Source organism: Streptomyces sp. CB02400, assembly GCF_001905725.1.
GTDB lineage: Bacteria > Actinomycetota > Actinomycetes > Streptomycetales > Streptomycetaceae > Streptomyces > Streptomyces atrovirens.
Genome location: NZ_LIWB01000003.1, coordinates 250,899 through 271,552 on the forward strand (window position 1 = coordinate 250,899; position 20,654 = coordinate 271,552).

At 69.0% G+C, this 20,654-nt stretch carries 18 protein-coding genes and 1 pseudogene; 15 read left to right on the forward strand and 4 right to left on the reverse strand.

Going from position 1 to position 20,654, the window contains the following annotated elements:
- Nucleotides 1-192 precede the first annotated feature (192 nt).
- The 10 genes from AMK33_RS09225 to AMK33_RS09270 all read left to right on the forward strand — a co-directional run bounded on the left by AMK33_RS09225 (nucleotide 193) and on the right by AMK33_RS09270 (nucleotide 12,267).
- The gene (locus tag AMK33_RS09225; RefSeq protein WP_073932292.1) at nucleotides 193-1,233 is read left to right on the forward strand and encodes an ABC transporter permease; all 1,041 of its coding nucleotides are present in this window, start codon (nucleotides 193-195) and stop codon (nucleotides 1,231-1,233) included.
- A gap of 114 nt (nucleotides 1,234-1,347) precedes the next feature.
- Entirely contained in the window at nucleotides 1,348-3,147 is a 1,800-nt protein-coding gene (locus AMK33_RS09230; RefSeq protein ID WP_073932293.1) for an ABC transporter substrate-binding protein, read from the forward strand.
- A gap of 113 nt (nucleotides 3,148-3,260) precedes the next feature.
- The gene (locus tag AMK33_RS09235; RefSeq protein ID WP_073932294.1) at nucleotides 3,261-4,238 is read left to right on the forward strand and encodes an ABC transporter permease; all 978 of its coding nucleotides are present in this window, start codon (nucleotides 3,261-3,263) and stop codon (nucleotides 4,236-4,238) included.
- An 11-nt stretch (nucleotides 4,239-4,249) separates the two neighbouring features.
- Entirely contained in the window at nucleotides 4,250-5,311 is a 1,062-nt protein-coding gene (locus tag AMK33_RS09240) for an ABC transporter ATP-binding protein (RefSeq protein WP_073932295.1), read from the forward strand.
- A gap of 27 nt (nucleotides 5,312-5,338) precedes the next feature.
- Nucleotides 5,339-6,469: an ABC transporter ATP-binding protein gene (locus AMK33_RS09245; protein ID WP_073932296.1), complete on the forward strand. Its 1,131-nt coding sequence runs from the start codon at nucleotides 5,339-5,341 to the stop codon at nucleotides 6,467-6,469.
- 222 nt (nucleotides 6,470-6,691) lie between these two features.
- Entirely contained in the window at nucleotides 6,692-8,317 is a 1,626-nt protein-coding gene (locus tag AMK33_RS09250) for a peptide ABC transporter substrate-binding protein (RefSeq protein ID WP_073932297.1), read from the forward strand.
- A gap of 6 nt (nucleotides 8,318-8,323) precedes the next feature.
- Nucleotides 8,324-9,247 carry an ABC transporter permease gene (locus AMK33_RS09255; protein WP_073932298.1) on the forward strand — a complete coding sequence of 308 codons (924 nt, stop codon included), beginning with the start codon at nucleotides 8,324-8,326 and terminating at the stop codon, nucleotides 9,245-9,247.
- Nucleotides 9,240-10,220, forward strand: a complete 981-nt coding sequence (locus tag AMK33_RS09260; protein ID WP_201262993.1) for an ABC transporter permease — start codon at nucleotides 9,240-9,242, stop codon at nucleotides 10,218-10,220. The genes AMK33_RS09255 and AMK33_RS09260 overlap by 8 nt, the downstream gene beginning before the upstream one ends.
- Before the next feature lie 6 nt (nucleotides 10,221-10,226).
- Nucleotides 10,227-11,201 (forward strand): ABC transporter ATP-binding protein, encoded by a 975-nt coding sequence (locus AMK33_RS09265; protein WP_073932299.1) that lies wholly within the window; start codon nucleotides 10,227-10,229, stop codon nucleotides 11,199-11,201.
- Nucleotides 11,194-12,267 carry an ABC transporter ATP-binding protein gene (locus AMK33_RS09270; RefSeq protein WP_073932300.1) on the forward strand — a complete coding sequence of 358 codons (1,074 nt, stop codon included), beginning with the start codon at nucleotides 11,194-11,196 and terminating at the stop codon, nucleotides 12,265-12,267. The genes AMK33_RS09265 and AMK33_RS09270 overlap by 8 nt, the downstream gene beginning before the upstream one ends.
- Before the next feature lie 100 nt (nucleotides 12,268-12,367).
- Here the strand turns inward: AMK33_RS09270 and AMK33_RS09275 are convergent, their stop codons facing one another.
- Nucleotides 12,368-14,506 (reverse strand): S9 family peptidase, encoded by a 2,139-nt coding sequence (locus tag AMK33_RS09275; RefSeq protein WP_073932301.1) that lies wholly within the window; start codon nucleotides 14,504-14,506, stop codon nucleotides 12,368-12,370.
- A gap of 184 nt (nucleotides 14,507-14,690) precedes the next feature.
- On the opposite strand from AMK33_RS09275, the gene AMK33_RS09280 reads away from it, so the two are divergent.
- Nucleotides 14,691-14,885: a hypothetical protein gene (locus tag AMK33_RS09280; protein ID WP_030860044.1), complete on the forward strand. Its 195-nt coding sequence runs from the start codon at nucleotides 14,691-14,693 to the stop codon at nucleotides 14,883-14,885.
- Between the two features lie 79 nt (nucleotides 14,886-14,964).
- On the forward strand, nucleotides 14,965-16,386 hold the full coding sequence (locus tag AMK33_RS09285) for an amidase (protein WP_073932302.1): 1,422 nt from the start codon (nucleotides 14,965-14,967) through the stop codon (nucleotides 16,384-16,386).
- An 11-nt stretch (nucleotides 16,387-16,397) separates the two neighbouring features.
- On the opposite strand, the gene AMK33_RS09290 is transcribed toward AMK33_RS09285, so the two are convergent.
- Together AMK33_RS09290 and AMK33_RS09295 are read right to left on the reverse strand one after the other, a co-directional pair.
- On the reverse strand, nucleotides 16,398-16,670 hold the full coding sequence (locus tag AMK33_RS09290; protein ID WP_073932303.1) for a DUF397 domain-containing protein: 273 nt from the start codon (nucleotides 16,668-16,670) through the stop codon (nucleotides 16,398-16,400).
- Nucleotides 16,667-17,551, reverse strand: a complete 885-nt coding sequence (locus AMK33_RS09295; RefSeq protein WP_073932304.1) for a helix-turn-helix domain-containing protein — start codon at nucleotides 17,549-17,551, stop codon at nucleotides 16,667-16,669. The genes AMK33_RS09290 and AMK33_RS09295 overlap by 4 nt, the downstream gene beginning before the upstream one ends.
- A 154-nt stretch (nucleotides 17,552-17,705) precedes the next feature.
- Between AMK33_RS09295 and AMK33_RS09300 the strand changes: the two genes are divergently transcribed.
- The 3 genes and pseudogenes from AMK33_RS09300 to AMK33_RS09310 form a co-directional block, all read left to right on the forward strand.
- Entirely contained in the window at nucleotides 17,706-18,188 is a 483-nt protein-coding gene (locus tag AMK33_RS09300) for an ATP-binding protein (RefSeq protein WP_073932305.1), read from the forward strand.
- A gap of 226 nt (nucleotides 18,189-18,414) precedes the next feature.
- The gene (locus AMK33_RS09305) at nucleotides 18,415-19,308 is read left to right on the forward strand and encodes a helix-turn-helix domain-containing protein (protein ID WP_201262994.1); all 894 of its coding nucleotides are present in this window, start codon (nucleotides 18,415-18,417) and stop codon (nucleotides 19,306-19,308) included.
- Nucleotides 19,295-19,744, forward strand: a pseudogene (locus AMK33_RS09310) (Uma2 family endonuclease); the annotation flags it as partial. The gene AMK33_RS09305 and the pseudogene AMK33_RS09310, both read left to right, overlap by 14 nt.
- A 99-nt stretch (nucleotides 19,745-19,843) precedes the next feature.
- Here the strand turns inward: AMK33_RS09310 and AMK33_RS09315 are convergent.
- Entirely contained in the window at nucleotides 19,844-20,455 is a 612-nt protein-coding gene (locus AMK33_RS09315; RefSeq protein ID WP_073932307.1) for a dihydrofolate reductase family protein, read from the reverse strand.
- Between the last annotated feature and the right edge of the window lie 199 nt (nucleotides 20,456-20,654).

A 20,654-nucleotide genomic window follows, 5' to 3' on the forward strand; every position in this document is an offset into this window, starting at 1 on the left:
CTCTCCAGAGGTGTCAAGCGCGCGTAGGTGTCAATCTTTGCAATTTTCGCTCAAAATATGAACGGTAGGGAGATCCCTATGCCTTCCGCCCTTGACGCGCGTTGACTGTCTTGGCGAAAGTTCCCCCAAACCACAGAACCTGCCGGTATCTGTGCTGCGCTCGACTCTCCAACCCCCCGGGGGACGAACACGATGACCAGTCCAATCAAGGCCGAGGACTCCGGGTCCGCGGCTGTCTTGGACCCTGAGCTCGCGGCGACCACCGAAAACGCGGTCGCCAAGAGTGAAAAGCAGCCCGAGGGTCGTTCCCCCGGCCAGTTGATGTGGCAGCGCTTCAAGCGCGACCGTACCGGAGTCGTCTCCGCGTGTGTGGTGATTTTCTTCTTCGTGGCCGCCGCGTGCGCCCCGCTGATCTCGAAGGTGTACGGCAAGGACCCGTACACCCTCTACGGTCAGGAGAACCCGGAGCTCCTCGACATGTTCACCATGCCGGCGAAGCCCTTCGGCGGCATGGACGGGGAGTTCTGGTTCGGCGTCGAGCCCGGTCTGGGCCGTGACGTGTTCACGCAGCTGCTGTACGGCATCCGGACCTCGCTCGCCACGGCGCTGGCCGCGACGATCCTGATGACGGTGCTGGGTGTGCTGATCGGCCTCGCCGGCGGCTACTTCGGCGGGAAGATCGACTACTGGCTCGGCCGGATCACCGACTTCTTCATGGCCCTGCCCAGCCAGCTCTTCTTCGTCGCCGCGATGCCCGTCATCACCACGGTGTTCGTCGCCCCGGACAAGGAGACGCCCACCTATGTGCGCACCTGCGCGATCATCATCGTGCTGTCCTTCCTGGGCTGGATGAGCATGGCGCGGATCGTCCGTGGCGCCACGCTCTCCCTGCGGGACCGGGAGTTCATCGAGGCGGCGCGGATCTCCGGGGCCTCGCCCTGGCGCATCATCCGCAAGGAGCTGCTGCCCAACATCGTCACGCCGACGCTGGTGCAGGCGACGCTCATGCTGCCCGCCACCATCCTCAGTATCGCGTTCCTCTCCTTCGTGGGTGTGGGCTACGTCGAACCCACGCCCGACTGGGGGCGGATGTTCGCCATCGGCGCCAACACCGTGGAGCAGGACCCGTACTACATGCTCTTCCCCGGAGTGGCCATGGTGATCTTCGTCGTGGCCTTCAACCTCCTCGGCGACTCGGTGCGGGACGCCTTCGATCCCAAGACGGGGCGCTGAGCCCACAGGGGAAATCCCCCCACACTCTCGCCCGGCCGGTCCCCGGCGCCGTACGGCCCGGTTCCGGCCATGTACCAGCAGTGCTCACTACTACAGGCAGGTGGATCCGTCCCCATGAGCATCTTCCGTAACCGTGCCGCCACGGCCGCGATCGTCGCGGTCGCCGCCGGCGCCCTGACCCTCACCGCCTGCGGTGGCGGCGGCAGCGACAGTCCGGCCAAGGACAACAGCAAGAAGAAAGAGGACGCCAAGTCGCAGTCGAAGCCGGTGCAGATCGGTGACGTGAAGGCGTCGACCGGTCCGGCTCCCGAGGTCCCGGGCGCCCAGCCGGGCGGCACCATGGCCGTCTACCAGGAGGACGACTTCTCCCACCTGGACCCGGGGCAGATCTACGTCTCGGACGGAAAGCTGCTCAGCCGCCTCATCTTCCGCGGTCTGACCCAGTACTCCGAGGACGACCAGGGCAACCTGACCGTCGTGGGCGACCTCGCCACCGACGCGGGCAAGGTCTCGGACGGCGGCAAGACCTGGACCTACACCCTCAAGGACAACCTGAAGGACGAGAACGGCAACCCGATCAACTCGGCGGACATCCGCCACACGATCGAGCGCCTGTACGCCACCTTCATCACCGACGGTCCGACCTACCTGCAGCAGTGGCTGTCCGGCGCCGGCACCACCTACCGCGACGCGTACGAGGGTCCGTTCAAGGGCAAGCACCTGCCGAACGACGTCCTGGAGACGCCGGACGACAAGACGGTCGTCTTCCACTTCAAGGACGCGCAGCCCGACCTCCCGCAGATGCTGACCATGCCCGGTTACAGCGTCGTCCCGGAGGAGACGGACACCAAGGAGAAGTACGACTCCGACCCGGTCGCCACGGGTCCGTACAAGATCGCCGACTTCAAGCCCGGCAAGTCCATGCAGCTGGTCAAGAACGCCGAGTGGGACGCGAAGTCCGACTCCGTGCGTCACCAGTACGTCGACGGTTTCAACATCTCGATGAACCACGACGACGAGGACCAGACCAAGACGCTCCTGGCCGACCAGGGCGAGGCCAAGAACGCGATGATGTTCACGGGCCAGGTCGCCACCACCCAGCTCCAGAAGGTGGTGAGCAACAAGGAGGCCATGAAGCGCACGGTCCAGGGCTACGCGCCCTACGTGTGGCAGCTGAACTTCAACATGGACCGCGTCAAGGACAAGAAGCTCCGTGACGCCATCACCCTCGCCATGCCCTCCACCTCGGTCTTCAAGGCCGACGGCGGCGCCTACGGCGGTGAGGTCGCCAACTCCCTGATGTCGCCGACGACTCCGGGTTACGACGAGTCCTTCGACCCGTTCAACCGTTCGAAGAAGCCCAACGGTGACATCGAGGCCGCCAAGAAGCTGATCAAGGAAGGCGGCTTCGAGGGCAAGAGCCTCGTCTACGCCTACGCCAACACGCCGGTCCGCCAGCAGCAGGCCGTCCTGATCACCGACGCCCTGGAGAAGATCGGTCTCGACATCCAGAAGAAGGAGATCGACGGCGCCACCTGGTACGAGCAGGTCGGCAAGGTCAAGAACGGCTACGACCTGTACATGACCGGCTGGGGCCAGGACTGGCCGTCCGCCTCCACGGTCGTCCCGCCGCTCTACGACGGCACGCAGATCCAGGACGGTTCGTCGAACTACTCGCACATCAACGACGACCACGTCAACTCGGAGATCCAGCGCATCCTGAAGATCACCGACACCACCGAGGCCACCAAGGCGTGGACCGAGCTGAGCGAGTACATCGCCAAGGAGATCAACCCGGCCGCCCCGATCTACTACACCAAGGTCTTCCAGATCTTCGGTTCGAACGTCGGCGGCATCCGCTACAGCTCCGACTCGAGCTACGTGGACGTCACCCGGGTCTTCCTCAAGAAGTAACCGCCGGCCCGGGATCCCGGTGGTGGGCGCGCGGCGGAGCGCCCACCACCGGGCCCCGGACGTCTCCAGACTCACCCTCCGAATTGCCGCCGTCCTGAGAGCAGCTTCCTGCCATGCTTCCATTCCTCATTCGCCGGACATTCGGCGCGGCGCTGATCCTGGTGTTGATCAGTGCGTTCACCTTCTTCATGTTCTTCGCGATCCCGCAGGACCCGGCGCTGCTGGCCTGTGGCAAGAACTGCACTCCGGACGCGCTGGAGATCATCCACAAGAACCTCGGCCTCGACCAGCCGGTCACCGTCCAGTACTGGAACTTCCTGATCGGCATCTTCGCCGGCCGTGACTTCGCCGTCGGCCACTGCGACGCCCCCTGCTTCGGTGTCTCCTTCGCCAACAACCAGAACGTCTGGGACACCATCGTCGACCGCTTCCCGCTGACGCTCTCGCTGACCGTCGGCAGCCTGCTGGTCTTCCTCGTCGTCGGCCTCGGCGCCGGCATGCTCGCCGCGAAGTACCGCGGCACCTGGGTGGACAAGACCTTCAGCTCCGGCTCGCTGGTCATCAGCTCCATGCAGATCTACTTCCTCGGCCCGCTGGTGCTGCTCGCCCTGGTCTACAGCACCGGATGGCTCGACAAGCCGAAGTACGTCCCCTTCTCCGAGGACCTCGGCGGCTGGTTCATGGGCCTGCTGATCCCCTGGGTCGTCATGGCGACCATCTTCACCGCCAACTACACTCGTATGAGCCGTTCCTCGATGATCGAGCAGCTCCAGGAAGAGCACGTGAAGGCGGCCCGAGCCAAGGGCATGTCGGGCAACTTCGTCTTCTTCCGCTACGCCTGGCGCGGCTCCCTCATCCCCATCGTCACCATCCTCGGCATCGACCTGTCCGCGCTGCTGTCGGGCGGCATGGTGACGGAGCTGACGTTCGGTCTGGCCGGTCTCGGCCGGCTCGCGCTGGACTCCGTCGTCGACAAGGACCTGCCGATGCTGATGGGCGTCATGCTGGTCAGCGCCGCGCTCATCATCCTCTTCAACCTGATCGTGGACGCTCTGTACGCCGTCATCGACCCGCGCGTGCGTCTGTCCTAGGAGAACCCACCGTGACCACTCAGACCAAGCCCGAAGAGGCTCCGGCCGCCGCCGCGGGGGAAGCCTTCCTCTCGGTGCGCGACCTCAAGGTCCACTTCTCCACCGACGACGGCATCGTCAAGGCGGTGGACGGGCTCTCCTTCGACCTGGAGCGCGGCAAGACCCTCGGCATCGTGGGCGAGTCCGGCTCCGGCAAGTCGGTGACCAACCTGGCCGTGCTCGGCCTGCACAACCGCAAGAAGACCGCCGTCGACGGAACGATCACGCTGGACGGCCAGGAGCTGACCACGGCCGGCGAGAAGCAGCTCGAGACGCTGCGCGGCAAGAAGATGGCGATGATCTTCCAGGACGCGCTGACCGCGCTGTCGCCGTACTACACGGTCGGCCGGCAGATCGGTGAGCCGTTCATGAAGCACACCGGCGCCTCCAAGAGGGACGCCCGGGTGCGCGCCATCGACCTGCTGGAGAAGGTCGGCATCCCGCACCCGCAGCAGCGGGTCGACGACTACCCGCACCAGTTCTCCGGCGGTATGCGCCAGCGCGCCATGATCGCCATGGCGCTCTCCTGCGACCCGGACCTGCTCATCGCCGACGAGCCGACCACGGCGCTCGACGTGACGGTGCAGGCGCAGATCCTCGACCTGCTCAAGGACCTGCAGCAGGAGTTCGGCTCCGCGATCATCATGATCACCCACGACCTCGGCGTGGTCGCCAACATGGCCGACGACATCCTGGTGATGTACGCCGGCCGTGCCGTGGAGCGCGGCTCGGTGCGCGAGGTGCTCAAGGCGCCTCAGCACCCGTACACCTGGGGCCTGCTGAGCTCGATGCCGAGGCTCTCCGGCTCCGTCGACGAGCCGCTGACGCCGATCCCGGGATCGCCGCCCTCCCTGCTCAACCCGCCCTCGGGCTGCCCGTTCCACCCGCGGTGCGGCTTCACCGACAAGGTCTCGGGGGACCGTTGTTCGGGCGAGCGCCCGCTGCTCGCCCAGGGGCGTGCCGCCGCCTGTCACCTGACGGCGGAGCAGCGGCAGCAGGTGTTCATCGAGAAGATTCAGCCCCGGCTGGGCTGAGCGGAAACCGGCGACTGGGGCATCACCATGAGCGACAACAGCAAGACGACCACGGCGGTCGCCGACACCGTCCCGCAGCAGCGGGACGGTGACAGCGCACCGCTGCTGAAGGTCAGCGGTCTGACGAAGCACTTCCCGATCAAGGGCGGCTTCCCGATCAAGCGCACCGTCGGCGCGGTCAAGGCCGTCGACGGCCTCGACTTCGAGGTCTTCCCGGGGGAGAGCCTCGGCCTCGTCGGCGAGTCCGGCTGCGGCAAGTCGACGACCGGCCGGCTGCTGACCCGGCTGTACGAGCCGACCACGGGCAGCATCGAGTACAAGGGCAAGGACATCAGCCGGGCCGGCCGCCGGGAGCTGGCGCCGATCAGGTCCGAGATCCAGATGATCTTCCAGGACCCGTACACGGCGCTGAACCCGCGGCAGACCGTGGGCACGATCATCTCGGGCCCGATGGAGATCAACGGGATCAACCCGCCGGGCGGCCGTGAGAAGCGGGTCCGGGAGCTCCTGGAGATCGTCGGTCTCAACCCGGAGCACTACAACCGCTTCCCGCACGAGTTCTCCGGCGGCCAGCGCCAGCGCATCGGTGTCGCGCGTGCCATCGCGCTGGAGCCGAAGCTGATCATCGCCGACGAGCCGGTCTCGGCCCTCGACGTGTCGATCCAGGCCCAGGTGGTGAACCTGCTGCAGGAGGTGCAGCGGGAGATGGGGATCGCCTTCGTCTTCATCGCCCACGACCTGGCGATCGTGCGGCACTTCTCGCAGCGTGTCGCGGTGATGTACCTCGGCAAGATCGTGGAGATCGCGGACCGCGACTCGATCTACAACGGCCCCCGTCACCCGTACACGCACGCGCTGCTGTCCGCCGTCCCGGACGCCGACATCGACGCGGAGAAGAGGGAGCGCATCCGTCTCGAGGGAGACGTGCCCTCGCCGATCTCCCCGCCGTCCGGCTGCCGCTTCCGCACCCGCTGCTGGAAGGCGCAGGACAAGTGCGCGACCGAGGAGCCGCCGCTGCTCCGGATCGAGGGCAGCAAGCCGGGGCACCTGACGGCCTGCCACTTCCCGGAGGAGCCCACGACCGAGGCCCGCGCCGAGGACGTGGTGATGGACCCGGGGCTGAAGGCGCTGGAGAAGAACGACGTGGCCAAGGCCTGACGTCGGTTCCCCGAAGGGACCCGGGGCACGGGTGCGGGAGCGCAGGACTCCCGCACCCGTGCCCTTTCGGCTGCCCTACTGCTGCCTTTTTGCCGCCTCTTCGGGCGTCTCATACGTACATACGGCTGGAGTCCCCCTCGTTCAGGCGCCGTACGTGTGCGTGATGAACCTTTTGTGCCGATATTGGCGTAAAGGGTCGGCGCACGTACGAGGAGGCACCCCATGCGCGGAGCCACGCACGCCCGATGGGCCGTCTGCGCGGTGGCGGTCGCCCTCGCCGCGACCGCCTGCGGAGGCGAGAGCAGCGCCGACGACGCCGGTGCCGTACTGAGCGCCTCCTGGGGCGACCCGCAGAACCCGCTGGAGCCGGCCAACACCAACGAGGTCCAGGGCGGCAAGGTCCTCGACATGATCTTCCGGGGGCTGAAGCGGTACGACCCGGTCACCGGCGAGGCGAAGGACATGCTCGCCGAGAGGATCGAGACCTCCGACTCGCAGAACTTCACCATCACGGTCAAGGACGGCTGGACCTTCAGCAACGGCGAGAAGGTCACCGCCCGGTCCTTCGTCGACGCCTGGAACTACGGCGCGAGCCTGAGGAACAACCAGCGCAACGCGTACTTCTTCGGCTACATCGAGGGCTACGACGAGGTCCACCCGGAGGACGGCGGCAAACAGACCGCCGACACCCTGTCCGGCCTGAAGGTCACGGGCGACCGCACCTTCACCGTCGCGCTCACCCAGAAGTTCTCGACCTTCCCCGACACCCTCGGCTACAACGCCTTCGCCCCGCTGCCCCGCGCCTTCTTCGACGACCACGACGCCTGGGTGAAGAAGCCCATCGGCAACGGCCCGTACCTGGTCGACTCGTACACGCGCGGCTCGCAGATGTCCCTGCGCACCCGGTCCGACTACCCCGGCCCCGACAAGGCCCGCAACGGCGGCGTCGACCTCAAGGTCTACACCGACAGCAACACCGCCTACACCGACCTGATGGCCGGCAACCTCGACCTGGTCGACGACGTCCCCGCCGCCCAGCTCAAGAACGTGAAGAGCGACCTCGGCGACCGCTACCTCAACACCCCCGCCGGCATCCTCCAGACCCTCGCCTTCCCCTACTACGACGACGCCTGGAACAGGCCCGGCGCGGAGAAGGTCCGCAAGGGCCTGTCCATGGCCATCGACCGCGAGCAGATCACCGACACGCTCTTCCACAGGACCCGCACCCCCGCCACCGACTGGACCTCCCCGGTCCTCGGCGAGGACGGCGGCTACCAGGCCGGCCTGTGCGGGGAGTTCTGCGAGTACGACCCGGACGAGGCCAAGAAGCTCATCCGGGAGGGCGGCGGGCTGCCCGGCGGCAAGGTGACCATCACCTACAACGCGGACACCGGCTCCCACCGCGCCTGGGTCGACGCCGTCTGCAACTCCATCAACAACGCGCTGGACGACGAGCGCGCCTGCGTCGCCGCACCGGTCGGCACCTTCGCCGACTACCGCAACCGGATCACCGGCCGCAAGATGAGCGGCCCGTTCCGCGCCGGCTGGCAGATGGACTACCCGCTCATCCAGAACTTCCTCCAGCCGCTCTACTACACGGGCGCCTCCTCCAACGACGGCAAGTGGTCCGACGAGCGGTTCGACGACCTCGTCGACCAGGCCAACCGGGAGACCGACCCCGCCAAGGCCGTCGGCCTGTTCCAGCAGGCCGAGAAGGTGGTCCGCGACAACATGGCCGCCATCCCGCTCTGGTACCAGAACGGCAGCGCCGGCTGGTCCGAACGGCTCTCCGACGTCAAGCTCAACCCCTTCAGCGTCCCCGTCTACGACCAGATCAAGGTGAGCTGAACCGCCATGGGACGCTACGTCGTCCAGCGGCTGCTCCAGATGATCCCGGTCTTCGTCGGGGCCACGCTGCTGATCTTCCTGATGGTCAACGTGATGGGCGACCCCGTCGCGGGCCTCTGTGGCGAACGCCGGTGCGACCCGGCGACGGCGGGACGGCTGCGGCAGGAGTTCGGCCTCGACCGGCCGGTCTGGCAGCAGTACCTGACCTACATGGGGAACGTCTTCACCGGCGACTTCGGCACCGCCTTCAACGGCCAGGAGGTCACCGAGCTGATGTCGACGGCGTTCCCCGTCACCATCCGCCTCACCCTGATCGCGATCGTCTTCGAGGTCGTCGTCGGCGTCACCCTCGGCGTGGTCACCGGACTGCGCCGGGGCCGCCCCGTCGACACCGGCGTCCTGCTGTTCACCCTCGTCGTCATCTCCGTGCCCACCTTCGTCACCGGTCTGCTGCTCCAACTGCTGCTCGGCGTGAAGTGGGACTGGATCCGGCCCTCGGTCTCCACCGAGGCGCCCTTCGCCGAACTGCTCCTGCCCGGCCTGGTCCTGGCCTCCGTCTCCCTCGCCTACGTCACCCGGCTGACCCGCACCTCCATCGCCGAGAACCGGCGTTCCGACTACGTCCGCACCGCCGTCGCCAAGGGCCTGCCCCGCCGCCGGGTGGTCGTGAGGCACCTGCTGCGCAACTCCCTCATCCCCGTGGTCACCTTCATCGGCGCGGACATCGGCTTCCTCATGGGCGGCGCGATCGTCACCGAGCGGATCTTCAACATCCACGGCGTCGGCTACCAGCTCTACCAGGGCATCCTGCGGCAGAGCACCCAGACCGTCGTCGGCTTCGTCACCGTGCTCGTGCTGGTCTTCCTGGTCGCCAACCTCGTCGTCGACCTCCTCTACGCCGTACTGGACCCGAGGATCCGCTATGCCTGAGCAGCACTACGAACCCGAGCCCGCCGTCGCGGGCGCCGCCATCGGCGGCACCGTGGACGTGGGCGTCGAGGAGGCCGAGACCCTGGAGAAGCGGCCGAAGGGCCGGGGCGGCCCCGGACCGCGGGACAGGCCCCGCTCCCTGTGGTCCGACGCCTGGCGCGACCTGCGCCGCAACCCCGTCTTCATCATCTCGGGTCTGGTCATCCTCTTCCTGGTCCTCATCTCCCTGTGGCCCTCGGCGATCGCCTCCGGCAGCCCCCTCAAGTGCGACCTGGCCAGGGCCCAGGAGGGTTCCCGGCCGGGCCACCCCTTCGGCTTCGACGGCCAGGGCTGCGACGTCTACACCCGCACCGTCCACGGCGCCCGTACGTCCGTCACGGTCGGCGTCCTGGCCACCCTGGGCGTCGCGGTCCTGGGCAGCGTCCTGGGCGCCCTGGCGGGCTTCTTCGGGGGCGTCTGGGACTCGGTCCTCTCCCGCGTCACCGACGTCTTCTTCGCCATCCCCGTCGTCCTCGGCGGACTGGTGCTGCTGTCGGTCATCACCAGCAACACCGTCTGGCCCGTCATCGGGTTCATCGTGCTGCTGGGCTGGCCGCAGATCTTCCGCATCGCCCGCGGCTCCGTCATCACCGTCAAACAGAACGACTACGTCCAGGCCGCGCGGGCCCTCGGCGCCTCCCCCTCCCGCCTGATGCTGCGGCACATCGCGCCCAACGCCGTCGCCCCGGTCATCGTCGTCGCGACCATCGCGCTCGGCACGTACATCGCCCTGGAGGCCACCCTGTCCTACCTCGGCGTCGGCCTGAAGCCGCCCAGCGTCTCCTGGGGCATCGACATCTCCGCCGCCTCCCCGTACGTCCGCAACGCCCCGCACGCGCTGCTGTGGCCCTCCGGGGCCCTCGCGATCACCGTCCTGGCGTTCATCATGCTCGGCGACGCGGTGCGCGACGCCCTCGACCCGAAGCTGAGGTGAGCGACCGTGCTGCTCGAAGTGCGCGACCTGCACGTGGAGTTCCACACCCGCGACGGGGTCGCCAAGGCCGTCGACGGAGTCGGCTACGGCGTGGACGCGGGCGAGACCCTGGCCGTGCTCGGCGAGTCCGGCTCCGGCAAGTCCGTGACCGCGCAGGCCGTCATGGGCATCCTCGACACGCCGCCCGGCCGGATCACCGGCGGCGAGGTGCTGTTCCAGGGCCGGGACCTGCTGAAACTGAAGGAGGAGGAACGCCGCAGGGTCCGGGGTGCCGAGATGGCGATGATCTTCCAGGACGCGCTGTCCTCCCTGAACCCCGTGCTCTCCGTCGGCGACCAGCTCGCCGAGATGTTCACCGTGCACCGGGGCATGTCCCGCAGGGACGCACGGGCGAAGGCGGTCGAGCTGATGGACCGGGTGCGCATCCCCGCCGCCCGGGAGCGGGTCGGGCAGTACCCGCACCAGTTCTCCGGCGGCATGCGCCAGCGCATCATGATCGCGATGGCGCTGGCCCTGGAACCCGCCCTGATCATCGCCGACGAACCCACCACCGCCCTCGACGTCACCGTCCAGGCCCAGGTCATGGAGCTGCTCTCGGAGCTTCAGCGCGAGTACGACATGGGCCTGATCCTCATCACCCACGACCTGGGCGTGGTCGCCGACGTCGCCGACCGCATCGCCGTGATGTACGCGGGCCGGATCGTCGAATCGGCCCCCGTGCACGACATCTACAAGGCCCCGGCGCACCCGTACACGCGCGGCCTGCTGGACTCCGTCCCCCGCCTGGACCTCAAGGGCCGGGAGCTCTACGCCATCAAGGGCCTGCCGCCCAACCTCACGCACGTCCCGCCGGGCTGCGCCTTCCACCCCCGCTGCCCGCTGGCCCGCGACGTCTGCCGCACCGACGAGCCACCGCTGTACGAGGTCTCGCCGACACGGGGGAGCGCCTGCCACTTCTGGAGGGAGTGCCTGAATGGCTGAGCCGGTCCTGGAGGTCAGCGACCTGGTCAAGCACTACCCGCTGACGCGGGGCGTCGTCTTCCGCAAGCAGGTCGGCGCCGTGCGGGCGGTCGACGGCGTGGACTTCGCGCTCGGCCGGGGCGAGACGCTGGGCATCGTCGGCGAGTCCGGCTGCGGCAAGTCCACGGTCGCGAAGATGCTGGTCAACCTCGAACGTCCGACGGCCGGTTCGATCCGCTACAAGGGCGAGGACATCACCAGGCTGTCGGGCCGGGCGCTGAAGGCCGTACGCCGCAACATCCAGATGGTGTTCCAGGATCCGTACACCTCCCTCAACCCCCGCATGACGGTGGGCGACATCGTCGGGGAGCCGTACGACATCCATCCCGAGGCGGCACCGAAGGGCGACCGGCGGAGGAGGGTCCAGGACCTGCTGGACGTCGTCGGCCTCGACCCGGAGTACGTCAACCGCTATCCGCACCAGTTCTCCGGCGGCCAGCGCCAGCGCATCGGCATCGCACGGGGCCTGGCGCTGCGCCCCGAGGTGATCGTCGCCGACGAACCGGTCTCCGCGCTGGACGTGTCGGTGCAGGCCCAGGTCGTCAACCTGATGGACCGGCTGCAGAGCGAGTTCGGTCTGGCGTACGTGTTCATCGCGCACGACCTGTCGATCGTCCGGCACATCTCCGACCGGGTCGGGGTGATGTACCTGGGCCGGATCGTGGAGACCGGCACGGACACCGAGATCTACGAACACCCCACGCACCCGTACACCCAGGCCCTGCTCTCCGCCGTGCCCGTGCCGGATCCGGAGGCGAGGGAACACCGCGAGCGGATCATCCTCAGCGGTGACGTCCCGTCGCCGACGGACATCCCCTCCGGCTGCCGCTTCCGCACCCGCTGCTGGAAGGCGCGGGAACGCTGCGCGCTGGAGGTGCCGGCGCTCGCGGTGCCCGAGTGGTTCCGCCCGGCAGGGGGGCCGGTGGCGCACGACTCGGCCTGCCACTTCGCGGAGGCCGTATCGATCAGGCGCTCCGCGCCGGGGGTCTCGGTCCCCGTGGAGGGGCACGGCAACGGGCCGGGATGACATGGCGCACCCCGGCCCGCTTACGGCACCCGCACGGCCGTACGCTGATCAGCGTGCCGTGTCCGTATATCGGTACCGCTTCCGTGAAGTTGCGTGTGTGTTAACGCGGTTCGTCCCCGTTTGCGAGACCCAGCGAGCGCTTGAGGAAGCCGAGCTGGAGCCGGAGCAGGTTCTCGGCGACCTCCTCCTGCGGGGTCATGTGGGTGACGCCGGACAGGGGCAGCACCTCGTGCGGCCGGCCGGCCGCCAGCAGCGCGGAGGAGAGCCGCAGGGAGTGGGCGACCACCACGTTGTCGTCCGCGAGGCCGTGGATGATCATCATCGAGCGGTGCGGTCCGGCGGCGTCGACCAGGCCCGCGTCGTCGATCACCGAGTTGCGGCGGTAGACCTCCGGCTGTTCGTCCGGGTGGCCGATGTAGCGCTCCTGGTAGTGGGTGTCGTACAGGCGCAGATCGGTGACCGGGGCGCCCACCACGGCCGCGTGGAAGACGTCGGGCCGGCGCAGGGCGGCGAGGGCCGCCAGGTAGCCGCCGAAGGACCAGCCCCGGATGGCGACCCGGTCCAGGTCGAGCGGGAAGTCGGCGGCGAGCGCCTGGAGGGCGTCCACCTGGTCCTGGACGACGAGGGCGGCGATGTCGTCCCGGACGGACTTCTCCCAGGCGGGCGAGCGGCCCGGCGTCCCGCGCCCGTCGGCGACGATCACCGCGAACCCCTGGTCGGCGAACCACTGCGAGGTCAGATGCGGATTGTGGGCGGCGAGCACCCGCTGCCCGTGCGGACCGCCATAGGGGTCCATGAGCACCGGCAGGGCGGTGTCACCGGCGTAGTCCCGGGGCATAAGCACGGCGCACGGAATTCGGCGTGCGCCCCCCTGGGTCAGGGTCACGCGGGGGGACATACCGGGGTCTTCGGCGTACGACGGGACAGTCGCCGTCGGTTTCCCGTCACGCAGCACCTGGACCCGCGAACCTGGCCGGTCCGGGACCGCCGAGACGAGCACGGTCACGCCCCCGGCGCGTACCGCCGAGTGCACACCGGGCTCCCGCGAGACGCGCTCCACGCCGAGTTCGTTCACCCGGTAGACGTGCACCTCGCCGATCTCGGGGTCGGCCGCCTCCTCGCCCGCCGACGCCGAGACCAGCACGTCGTCGTCGGAGACGTCCAGTACGGCACGGATGTGCAACTGCGCTCCGGTGAGCGGTCGTTCACCGACGGCGAGCCGTCGCGCACCCCCCTCGTCCGCGATCCGGACGAGCTGCCCGGAGGGGCTCCAGCACGGCACTCCGGGGAACAGTTCAAGCCAAATTGGATCTTCGTCGGCGTGCACCATCCGGGTCGCCCCCGAGCCCGGGTCCACGGCCAGGATCAGCGCGGCGCGCTGGTCGCGCGCCTGGACGAGCAGCAGCGGGGCACCCGCCGCTGACCAGTGCACATGTGCCAGATACGGGTAGCGCGCCCGGTCCCAGGAGACCTCGGTGCGCGTTCCGTCGAGGCCGATCACGAACAGCCGGACGTCCGCGTTCGGGGTGCCCGCCGCCGGGTACGCCACCCGCTGCGGCTCCCGCTCCGGATGCGCCGGGTCGGAGATCCACCAGCGCCGTACCGGCGTGTCGTCCACGCGCGCCACCAGCAGCCGGTCCGACTCCGGAGCCCACCAGAAGCCCCGCGAGCGGCCCATCTCCTCGGCCGCGACGAACTCGGCCAGACCGTAGGTGACACCCTCCGACTCCGGGGTGGCGAGGGCCCGTTCGTCCGCCCCCTCGGCCCCCACGACGCGCAGCGCGCCCCGGGAGGCGTAGGCGACGTACCGCCCGTCGGGTGACGGGCGCGGGTCGATCACCGGCCCCGGCACGCGCAGTTCACGTGCCGTCCCGGCCCGCAGTTCGGCCGTGAAAAGCCGCCCTGACAAGGCGAAAGACGCCAACTCGACGGCCGCGTCGGTGGCGTAGCCGACGATGCCGGCGCCGCCTTCGCGGCTCCGCTCGCGCCGTGCGCGCTCCTCGGCGGAGAGGTTCTCCGAGGCCCCGCCCAGGAGGGCGCGCGGGTCGGCCGCCACGCGCTCCCCGCCCCCTTCCGTATCGAGGACCCAGAGCGAATTGGCCCGGTCCGTACCGGAACCGGAGCGCAGGAACACGACACGTGAGCCGTCGGGAGCCACGCTGAACGAACGCGGCGCGCCGAGCGTGAAGCGCAGGGTACGGGCGTGCCGTCGGGGGAAGGAGTCAGCCTCGGTCGTCATGCCTTGACCATATTGGCCATGCGCCCCCTTGTGCGGCCGTGCGCCGACCGATGCGCACGTACGGATAGTTATGATCGTTAGCGCATAGTGGGTATGAACCTGCTGGCTGCTGTGTCGCTTTACCTGCCCCCATGTTCCTACGTCCCCCTACCCCGCGCCCTGGGACCTTTGGAGGTGAACCGCCGTGGCACTCTCGATTTCGGCGGTGGTGCTGCTGGCGATCATCGTCTTCCTGCTGATCAAGAAGTCGGGTCTGAAGGCGGGGCATGCCGTGGTGTGCATGCTGCTCGGCTTCTACCTCGCCTCGTCGACGATCGCCCCGACCATCAGCGAGCTGACGACGAACATCGCGGGGATGATCGGCAGCATCAACTTCTGAGCGCCGCCCCCTCGCGTGTTACCCGCCGGTAGGGAATGATGGCGGGCGATCATCCACGCGTTCAGGGGCGGAGCCGACGGTGACGACTTCCGAAGAACAGAGCGAGGCACGGACCAGGGTCCACGTCTTCCGGGACGACGCCCTGGGCGACCACGACGCGGTCGGCCTCGCCGCGGCGATCCGCCGGCGCGAGGTCGGCGCCGCCGAGGCCGCCCGGGACGCGGCGGCCCGGGTCAGGGCCGTCGAGCCACGGCTCAACGCGGTCCAGACGCACCTCGACGTCCCGGCCCACGGCTCCGGTGGCCTCCTGGCCGGTGTGCCGACCTTCGTCAAGGACAACACCGACTACCAGGGGCTGCCCACGGGCCACGGAAGCGCCGCGTTCGCGCCCCGCGCCGCCCGTCGGCACGCCCCGTTCGCCCGCCAGTTGCTGAGCACCGGTGTCACGGTGCTCGGCAAGACCCGGCTGCCCGAGTTCGGGTTCAGCCCCACCACGGAGTACGAGGGCGCCGAACCGGTCCGCAACCCGTGGCACACGGACCACTCGGCGGGCGGCTCGTCCGGCGGCAGCGCGGCGCTCGTCGCCGCCGGCGCGGTACCGATCGCGCACGCCAACGACGGCGGCGGTTCGATCCGCATCCCCGCCGCCTGCTGCGGCCTCGTCGGCCTGAAGCCCACCCGCGGCCGGATGGTGGCGAACGCGCAGGGCCGCCAGTTGCCGATCGACCTCGTCGTCGACGGCGTCCTGAGCCGATCGGTACGCGACAGCGCGGCGTTCCTGGCGGCAGCGGAGAAGCACTGGCGCAACCCGAAGCTGCCGCCCGTGGGCCTGGTCGAGGGCCCTTCGGACCGCCGCCTGCGCATCGGATTCCTGGTGGACTCCCCGAACGGCGTCCGCTCCGACGCGGACACCCGGGCGGCGGTGACGGAGACGGCCGAGCGCCTGGAACGGCTCGGCCACACCGTGGAACCGGTGGAACTCTCCATCGACCCGCACTTCACGGACGACTTCCTCACCTACTGGGGCCTGCTGTCGTTCCTGATCGGCGCCACCGGCAGGACGCTGGGCACGGACTTCGACCGTCGCCGCATGGACGGGCTGAGCCGGGGCCTGCGCGAGACGTACATGAGGGCCTGGCGGACCACACCGGCCGTACTGCGCCGGCTGAAGCGCACACGCGAGGCGTACGCGGCCGGGTTCCGGGGCCTCGACCTGCTCCTCTCCCCGGTCCTGGCCCACACCACCCCGCCGATCGGCCACCTCAGCCCGACCGTCCCCTACGCCACGCTGATCGAACGGCTGCTGAACTACGTGGCGTTCACCCCGGTCGACAATGTCGTCGGCACACCGTCGATCTCCGTACCGTCCGCGAGCGCGACACCGGACGGGCTGCCCATCGGCGTCATGTTCTCGGCCCGCCCGGGAGCGGAACGCACGCTGCTGGAGCTGGCGTTCGCCCTGGAGGCGGACCGGCCGTTCCGGCGCCTCCAGGACGTCTGAGGGGGTTCGGGTCAGCCCTCGACCGCGTACGGCAGGAAGCCGACCCATGCGGCGGGGGCGAAGGCCAGGTGGGGGCCTTCGGTGACCTTCGAGTCGCGGACGTGGACCGTGCCGGGCTCAGTGGCGATCTCAACGCAGGAGTCGCCCTCGCTGCTGCTGCTGTAGCTGCTCTTGAACCACGTTCCTGCCACTTCGACACACGAGTCGCCTTCGTTACCGTCGCTGTAGCTGCTCTTGAACCACGTGAGGCCCGAAGTGTGGTGATCGAAGACCTTGCGGATCATGTTTCCCCCAGCAGTTCCTCGATGAATGCCAGCGACTCCCGAGGTGGGAGAGCCTGCGCGCGGATGCTGCCATATCGTAGTTCGGCGATGCGGAGTTGCCGGACGTCCGAGACCGGGCGGCCGTTGAACGCTCCCTCGCAGCGTGCCACTGCTGAACCGTCCTCGAACTTCAGCAACTCGATCTTCCCGTCGAGGCCGGGGTGAGCCTCGCAGCGCGTCGGCATCACTTGAAGCGTTACACAACGCAGCCTGCCTACCTCAAGCAGGTGCTCCAGCTGTCCGCGCCACACCATTGTGCCTCCGAGTGGACGTCGTAGAGGGGCCTCTTCCAGGACGAAACTGAGCGTGGGTGCCGGATTTTTCTGGAAGATGGCTTGGCGATCCACGCGGGCAGCCACCATCCGCTCGATCTCGTCCTGGCTGTAAGCGGGTTGCCGTGACTCGAATGCTGCTCGTGCGTGATCGGGTGTCTGGAGAAGCCCGCTGATGCTGTGGCACACGTAGAGGCCGATCTCAACCGCTCGCCCCTCCAACTGTGCGAGATCCCGCACCTTCTTCGGGTACCGGACCTTCTTCACGTCCTCCTTCATCGCGGCGATGAGCCCACCGGCGTTCAACACCTCGTCCGCCGTGTCCAAGTACTCGGGCCTCGGGATCCGCTTCCCCGTCTCGATCTTGTACACGAGGTCCGCGCCGTATCCGGCCGCCACCGCGAAGTCGTTGACCCGCATCCCCGCCGCTTCCCGGCGAAGCCTCAACTGCCGTCCCACCGTGGCGACCACGGCGAGTGCCCAGTCGTCATCCGGGTCCACCTCCCACCCCGGCTCGTCCGTCTGCTCCGTCTCCGTTCCGACCCGCACCGCCTCATCGCTCACCGACATGTGTGCCCCTCCGTGATGCTGCGACGTACTGTTCCGACCTGTTCGCAGGAGCTACTTCGACAGTCTGGACAGAGCCCGTTGAATCTTGGACCGTAGCTCTACGTAACAGCGCAATTACACATCTCAGTATCTCCGGTCGGCCACGCTCGGTGATGTGAATCAGCAAACTCAGGGAATTGCCGAGCACGGGTCAGGACCCGAACCCGACGGCAGTGTCCGCAACTTCAGCATGCTGCTGTCGTCCACCCCGCGCGGTGCGCGGCTCGCCCGCCTGCTCGCGGTGGACACGCTCCGGAGCTGGGGGCTTCCGCACGAACGGGCGAGCCATGTCATCGCGGAACTGGCGGCCAACGCGGCCACCCACGGCCGCCTCCCCGGCCGCAGCTTCCGGCTCACGCTCTACGTGATCGGCGCCACGCTCCGTATCGAGGTCACCGACACGCGCGGTGACCGGATGCCCGCGCCGCAAGCGCCGGACGCTGCAGCCGAGTCGGGACGTGGCCTGATGCTCGTCGACGCGCTGGCGGATCGCTGGGGAGTGACCGAGGGGCGGTTCCCGCGCAAGACCGTGTGGGCCGAACTGAGCTTCACGCCACCGGAACCCGCACCTTCGTGCTCCGGTGTCGTCGACACCTGAAAGACAAAGAATCTCGGGGGAAAGCACCCCACCAAACCCCACCCATCCCGCCCGTGGTCGCGCTCACTCGGGCGGGTGAACATATCCGGTTCGGCTGGATTTCCGGGCCGCCCAGGCCCGACGCTCAGCGCAACGCACCACCGCAACCACAGACATGAGACGGCCCCCGCCGGGAGTGCAATCCCAATGCGAGGGCCTGACCACCAAGGAAGCTGGAACCTTCCCGATGGATACGCAAAACCCTAGCGTGCCCCCGCACGCCCAGGCCCGCCCTGCGGGCAACAAGCACCCGAACCGGGCCCACCGCACCACCGGCGGGCTCCGGCACGACAACACCCGCCACACCACCCGCTTCACGGTGATCGGCAACCACCTCGCCCAGCACCGGGAGCTCTCGCTCCTCGCCATCGGGCTCGGCACGCACCTCCAGTCACTGCCCGAGGGCGCCCCGGCCGACATCAAGAGCCTCGCCGCACGCTTCCCCGAGGGAGCCGCTCGTATCGCCGCCGCCCTGCGCGAACTGGAGACTCACGGCTACCTGCGCCGCGAACGCGTCCGCACCCCCACCGGCCGCATCGTGACCCGCACGACCTCGTGCAACCAGCCGATGGCGGCCCGGCACCCCGTCGAGGTTCCCTCCCGCACGGCAGCGGAACCGCAGAAGCAGGAGACGTGCGAGGAGAGCACGCCGCACAGGACGCGCGAGAAGCGAGCGCCCCGCAAGCCCCTCCCCGCCGTGCCGAGCCCTGCCCACCCCGCCCCCGCGCTCCTCCAGGCCGCCGCCGACCTCCTCGCGGACCTCCACCGCCACGACTCCCGGCTGCTCCTCTCCGCCTGCGACACGGCCCACCTGGCCCCCGGCGTCGCCGCCTGGCTGGAGCGGGACGTCACGCCCGCCGCAGTGCGCCGCACCCTGACCGCCGACCTGCCGCCCGAGGGCGTACGACGGCCCGCCGCCCTCCTGGCCCACCGCCTCGCCGACCAGCTCCCGCCCCCACCCCCGTTCCGTGCGCCGGCCGCCCCGCCACACGTACGGCACCCCCTGCAGAACTGCGACGGCTGCGACCACGCGTTCCGCGCACCCCACCCCGGCCTTTGCCGCGCCCCTGCACCTGCGTAAACGCCTTGAGAAGGTGATGCCGGAGGAGGTCGTCGCTCACACGGGGGAGCCCGACGTCGAAGACGAGTACGAGGGCATCATGCGACGCCCTGATGTGATGGTGATCGCGTGGACGGACATGGAGGTGCCAGGCAGCTTCGATCCCCGGACCCTCATCGCCGCCATCGAGGTCGTCTCCAGGTCCAACCCGGAGAACGACTGGGTGGGCAAGATGGGCGACTATCCGTTGATGGGCGTGCCGGTCTACGCGGTCTTCGATCCCCGCACCGGCACCGGCGCCGTCCTCACCGACATCCATGCCACCCCCGAAGGCCCTCGCTACGCGGTGCGCAAGGACTTCGTCCACGGCGAGGACGTCACCATCGGTGAGTGGACCATCGCCACGAGTGGCCTCCCGCGTTACCAGGACGGCGGCGCGGACGGGACCGGGTCCTGAAGGACGTGCTCAAGAGCAGGTGATCAATTCCAGGGGGCCGGCGGACACCCGGGAAGATCCTGCGCCCGCCGGCCCGTTCCGGCCGGTCCGGGCCGGCGCCTACGCGTCGGCCCCGTACGTCCCGTACTCCGGAAGGCCCGTCGACTCGTAGACGTGCACCGCGATTCCGCTCGGCGTCGTCTCGCTGTGCAGCAGGCGCAGGCCGGCCGGGGCGCCACCGTCCGGGAACAGACGTCGTCCGCTGCCCACGACCACCGGGGCGATCGCGAGCCGCAGTTCGTCGATCAGACCGGCGGCCAGCAGGGACTGGCCGAGCCGGGCGCTGCCGTGGATCTGGAGCTCGCGGCCGGGCTGCCGCTTCACTTCGGCCACCTGGGCGGGGATGTCGCCGGACAGGATCGTGGTCGGCTCCCACCCGGCCTCGGTCAGGCTCCGGGAGGCGACGTATTTCGGCGAGCCGTTCAGAATGCGGGCGCTCGGGTGGTCGGTCATCTGCGGCCAGTCCCGGGCGAAGTTCTCGTACGTACGGCGGCCGAACAGGAACGCGTCCGCTTCGGCGAGCCAGGCGGCGGCCATCCGGTCGAATGCCTCGTCCAGGTGCGGCACGAACCAGCCGCCCCGGGCGAACCCGTCGCTGGTGTCCTCGTCCGGGGAGCCGGGCCCCTGGGAGACGCCGTCCAGGGACAGGAACTCCTGCAGTACCAACCTCATAGCACACCGCTTTCTCTCGAACGGGAAACCTCCGTCCCCGCCCTTTCGGACTTCGGGCCGGGCGGAAACTCATCGGTCGTTCCGCGGCGTGTTCCCGGACGATCAAGAGGTGTCCGCGGAGGCGCGGACGCGGGCGTCCGAGATCATTCTGTGGCGAACAGCCCGGACCACCGCCGCACCGGACGAGCCGGTGCGGCAG

Bases quoted from the DNA above. Each gene is read 5' to 3' on its own strand.
- AMK33_RS09225 (WP_073932292.1), top strand. From the start codon at position 193: ATGACCAGTCCAATCAAGGCCGAGGACTCCGGGTCCGCGGCTGTCTTG.
- AMK33_RS09230 (WP_073932293.1), top strand. From the start codon at position 1,348: ATGAGCATCTTCCGTAACCGTGCCGCCACGGCCGCGATCGTCGCGGTC.
- AMK33_RS09235 (WP_073932294.1), top strand. From the start codon at position 3,261: ATGCTTCCATTCCTCATTCGCCGGACATTCGGCGCGGCGCTGATCCTG.
- AMK33_RS09245 (WP_073932296.1), top strand. From the start codon at position 5,339: ATGAGCGACAACAGCAAGACGACCACGGCGGTCGCCGACACCGTCCCG.
- AMK33_RS09250 (WP_073932297.1), top strand. From the start codon at position 6,692: ATGCGCGGAGCCACGCACGCCCGATGGGCCGTCTGCGCGGTGGCGGTC.
- AMK33_RS09255 (WP_073932298.1), top strand. From the start codon at position 8,324: ATGGGACGCTACGTCGTCCAGCGGCTGCTCCAGATGATCCCGGTCTTC.
- AMK33_RS09260 (WP_201262993.1), top strand. From the start codon at position 9,240: ATGCCTGAGCAGCACTACGAACCCGAGCCCGCCGTCGCGGGCGCCGCC.
- AMK33_RS09270 (WP_073932300.1), top strand. From the start codon at position 11,194: ATGGCTGAGCCGGTCCTGGAGGTCAGCGACCTGGTCAAGCACTACCCG.
- AMK33_RS09275 (WP_073932301.1), bottom strand. From the start codon at position 14,506: ATGACGACCGAGGCTGACTCCTTCCCCCGACGGCACGCCCGTACCCTG.
- AMK33_RS09290 (WP_073932303.1), bottom strand. From the start codon at position 16,670: ATGATCCGCAAGGTCTTCGATCACCACACTTCGGGCCTCACGTGGTTC.
- AMK33_RS09295 (WP_073932304.1), bottom strand. From the start codon at position 17,551: ATGTCGGTGAGCGATGAGGCGGTGCGGGTCGGAACGGAGACGGAGCAG.
- AMK33_RS09305 (WP_201262994.1), top strand. From the start codon at position 18,415: ATGGATACGCAAAACCCTAGCGTGCCCCCGCACGCCCAGGCCCGCCCT.
- AMK33_RS09315 (WP_073932307.1), bottom strand. From the start codon at position 20,455: ATGAGGTTGGTACTGCAGGAGTTCCTGTCCCTGGACGGCGTCTCCCAG.